Below are 3411 nucleotides of genomic sequence, written 5' to 3' on the forward strand. Positions count from 1 at the left end.
GTCGAAGAAAAGCGAATTGATCCTGTCATTGTCGGCGGGGCGAAGGGGGCCGATGCATTCCGCGGCCAGGATGAACCTAGGCGAGGCGCGAAGCACGATCTCGCGTCCGCCGAAATCGAGCTGCTGCAGGTTGCCTTCTCCTGCCAGGGCCTGGACGGAAAATTCCAGGATCGCCGCGACCATCGCGCTCAGCAGGTCGGCCCGCTCGTCGGAGGTCTCTTCGCGCTTCCAGTCGGCGACGAGGCGGCCGTTGCCGCGCTCGATCATCAACAGCCGGTTGACGCGCGGCGGGCTGGCGTTTGCCAGAACGAACTCGCTGATCGGCCGGCCGGTCGCCAGCGACTTGACGCGCCCGATCCACAGCTCCGTCGATGTCAGGGCGTTGAGGCGCTGCTCCAGCCGCGCCACGAGTTCCTTGAAGGCATTTGCCACGGCCGCGCTGACCAGCCTGCCCGTGATCGGGTAGAGCGCATCGACCATGAGGTCGCGCGAGTTCCTGATCTCGCTGCGGATCGCTGAAACCACCGATGGCGCGATGACGTTCGCCAGCTCGCGCGGCCGAACGACTTCGGCGCGCTCCAGGGCGGCGACCAAGATGTCGGCCGTCGCCGTTTCGAGACGGTCGGGACCGCCTATATATTGCTGAAGGAGAGCGACGTCCGCGCCCAGCGCCTCGAGACGCGCCGCCTCCGTTTGAAAGAGCAGTTTTCTAAGCTGCTCGATCTCACGGTTCTGGCCGGCGGCGGACGTCATGCTACTTTCCCGCGCGGCCGGACCCTAGCCCGCTGATGGTTGCTCCAAGGTCCGAAATCGCGGCGCCGATGTCCCTCTGCGAGGCGAGCCGCTTCTGTTCGGTCTCCCGCTCCAGTTCCAGGACGTGCGCCTGGAGCGTCGCGAGCTCCTTCGCGAAGTCCGCCTGGAGCTGCTTGATGGTGGCCTGCATCTCCTCGCGCAGGCCGGCAAGGCTGCTCTCGAGCGACCGCTGCGCGCCTCCGAACAGCAGATTGCGAACCTGGTCGATCGTCGCGTCGGGATGGATTGTGGCTTCGGATCCGTTCGCGGATGCGGCTCCATCCGCGGCTTTTGCAGCTTGCTCGGCGCCTTTCATGTTCTTTCCTCGGTTTTCCACGCTCACTGACACTGTGACGATCGTTATATCAAATCCTAATTCCCGCGACAGGCAATCGACTTATTGCCTTCGCGGGAGCTATCTCGCGTCGAGCGTGGCAATTGCGCCGCCATGTCCATCGACACCTACCGCAATGACCGCTCGCACGCCAGTCGCCCTTCGGGCGGAATCGGATCCGAGCTGAATCGAATGCGGGCCGAGCAGCCCTGCACCGGGAAAGACGCGAAGCCGCCTTGCCAGGAGCGATGCCCGGTTCAAGTGCGATCCGGCTGCTGCCGAATGTGACCTTCGTCATCTCCGGTCCTGACCTTCGTCAGGTGTCGCAACCCCTTGAAACGGCCTAGATCAGCACGCCTGAACGCTGTGCGACGGCGGACGTGATTTTTCGACGGGAGGTTTCCGGATGGGATTTTTGGACAGTTTGCAAAGCGCCTTGCAGGGCGAACAGCAGGGCGGAGGCTCGTCACTCCTGGCCGACGCGCTGACCGGCGTTGGCGGTTATCAGGGCGTGCTTGCCATGCTGCAGAAGTCGGGTCTCGGCGACCGCGTCGAATCCTGGCTCAGCACCAACGCCGCAAATCTTCCGATCGCGCCCGACGAGATCAAGGCGGCGCTTGGCGACCAGCGTCTTCAGCAACTGGCGGGCCAGTTCGGGATTCCGCTGGATCAGGTGGCCGCCGCCCTGGCGCAGCATCTCCCAGCCGCCGTCGACCAGGCGAGCCCCGATGGTGCGCTGGCGACGCGCAGCGGCTGACACTTACGGGCAGCGGTCAAATCCGGACATAGCTTTGCGGCGACCAGGCCGCGCGGTTCGACGGCAGTCGCTGTCTGGCCGGAAACGAGAGGGCAAGCGTGTGAGCAAGCAGGACGAACTGATCAGCAAATATGCGGCGGACCTGAGGGTCAAATGCGGCCTTACGGCGGATTTGGATCTCTTGACGAAGGTGACGAAGGGCTGCGGTCCGGCGATCTACGACAAGGATGCATCCACCGTTTCGGCCTCGGACAAGGAGGAACTGGAACGGGTCAAGAAGAACTTTCTCATCAAAAGACTGGGGCTGACGGCCGATGCCGGCCTGGACGCGGGGCTCGCCAGGGTCATCGACCAGTACGGCCGCACCAACCGCAACAAACACCGCCCGGTCTTCTACTACCTGCTCGTCAAGCATTTCAGGCGCGAGAACGTCTTCGCCTGACGGCGCAAACAGGCAAATGGGCTAAGAGGAGATGGGGATGCTCAAAGAATTCCAGGAATTCATTTCCAAGGGCAATGTGATGGACTTGGCCGTCGGTGTCATCATCGGCGCCGCCTTCTCCAAGATCGTCGATTCGCTCGTCAACGACATCATCATGCCGATCGTCGGCGCGATCTTCGGCGGGCTGGACTTCAACAATTACTTCTTCGGGCTGTCCTCGAACGTCCATTCGAGCGCGCTGGCCGATGCCAAGAAAGAGGGCGCCGTCTTTGCCTATGGCAGCTTCATCACGGTCGTGCTGAACTTCCTGATCCTTGCCTTCATCATCTTCCTGATGGTCAAGGCCGTGAACAATATGCGTAAGCGTCTGGAGCGCGAAAAGCCCGCCCCTGCCGCTGCCCCGCCGCCGGCCGACGTGCAGCTTCTGACCGAAATCCGCGACCTGCTCGCGAGAAAATAGCGGATTTGTTCGAGGCGGCCGGACCCCCGGTCCGGCCGCCACCATTCCGCTCCAGCCTGCATCGTTTCTCGATCTCTAGCCACCCAGGCATCAGCGGAAATCTCCAGCACTGCCTTCCGCTTTCAACAAGGTCGCCCACGCGCACCATGGGCAAGGCTTCGGACATGACGATCGTTGCGGAATTGCTGGCGAAGCTCGACGAGACCATGCGGACCGTGAAACGCCATTTGGCTGAAATGGATGCCGAGCAGATCACGCGCTCATACGCCTGCTTGCGGCTCGACCGTCGATCGGCAGCGTGACCATGGGGCTGCAGCGAGGGCGTCGACCGGCGCCTCCCTCGACCTGCCACCAAGAGCGGGAACTCAGGCAACCGGACTTGCCCGTGGCTTTTCCCCCCAAACCCCGAAGCCGCGGGCCTTTTGAGCGTTCGATCGCCGCGTCGTTCCGGTGGGTGACGAAACCCAGGGGCGCGCAAATGCGCGTTCATTGCGGACAGTCCTTCAGCCTATCGTTTTTATGGCCAATTCGGTCCGGTTCTTGGCTCCGCACTTCTCGAGGATCGTGCTGACGTAGTTCTTGATCGTCCCCTCGGCCAAATGCAGTTGGGCGCCGATTTCGCCATT

Annotated in this window: 7 protein-coding genes; 4 read left to right on the forward strand and 3 right to left on the reverse strand. The window is 62.7% G+C overall.

Features of this window, described 5'->3' with window-relative positions; translation table 11 throughout:
* Both FJ957_RS31635 and FJ957_RS31640 read right to left on the reverse strand, forming a co-directional pair.
* A partial coding sequence (locus FJ957_RS31635; RefSeq protein ID WP_140837539.1) for a hypothetical protein occupies nucleotides 1–753 on the reverse strand: 753 nt, incomplete at its 3' end.
* A 1-nt stretch (nucleotide 754) separates the two neighbouring features.
* Nucleotides 755–1108 (reverse strand): hypothetical protein, encoded by a 354-nt coding sequence (locus tag FJ957_RS31640; protein ID WP_140837541.1) that lies wholly within the window; start codon nucleotides 1106–1108, stop codon nucleotides 755–757.
* Between the two features lie 424 nt (nucleotides 1109–1532).
* Between FJ957_RS31640 and FJ957_RS31645 the strand changes: the two genes are divergently transcribed.
* The 4 genes from FJ957_RS31645 to FJ957_RS32050 all read left to right on the forward strand — a co-directional run bounded on the left by FJ957_RS31645 (nucleotide 1533) and on the right by FJ957_RS32050 (nucleotide 3087).
* Nucleotides 1533–1883, forward strand: coding sequence for a YidB family protein (locus tag FJ957_RS31645; RefSeq protein ID WP_140837543.1), 351 nt, complete (start codon nucleotides 1533–1535; stop codon nucleotides 1881–1883).
* A gap of 100 nt (nucleotides 1884–1983) precedes the next feature.
* Entirely contained in the window at nucleotides 1984–2325 is a 342-nt protein-coding gene (locus FJ957_RS31650) for a DUF2853 family protein (RefSeq protein ID WP_140837545.1), read from the forward strand.
* A gap of 37 nt (nucleotides 2326–2362) precedes the next feature.
* A complete protein-coding gene (gene mscL, locus FJ957_RS31655) occupies nucleotides 2363–2785 on the forward strand; it encodes a large conductance mechanosensitive channel protein MscL (RefSeq protein WP_140837547.1) in 423 nt (140 codons plus the stop codon).
* Nucleotides 2786–2949: 164 nt separating this feature from the next.
* Nucleotides 2950–3087 (forward strand): hypothetical protein, encoded by a 138-nt coding sequence (locus FJ957_RS32050; protein ID WP_181180789.1) that lies wholly within the window; start codon nucleotides 2950–2952, stop codon nucleotides 3085–3087.
* Nucleotides 3088–3288: 201 nt separating this feature from the next.
* Here FJ957_RS32050 and FJ957_RS31660 read toward each other — a convergent pair whose 3' ends face one another.
* On the reverse strand, nucleotides 3289–3402 hold the full coding sequence (locus FJ957_RS31660) for a LuxR C-terminal-related transcriptional regulator (RefSeq protein ID WP_281407707.1): 114 nt from the start codon (nucleotides 3400–3402) through the stop codon (nucleotides 3289–3291).
* Nucleotides 3403–3411: the final 9 nt, after the last annotated feature.

It is taken from the genome of Mesorhizobium sp. B2-4-6, from assembly GCF_006442775.1.
Classification (GTDB): Bacteria; Pseudomonadota; Alphaproteobacteria; order Rhizobiales; family Rhizobiaceae; genus Mesorhizobium.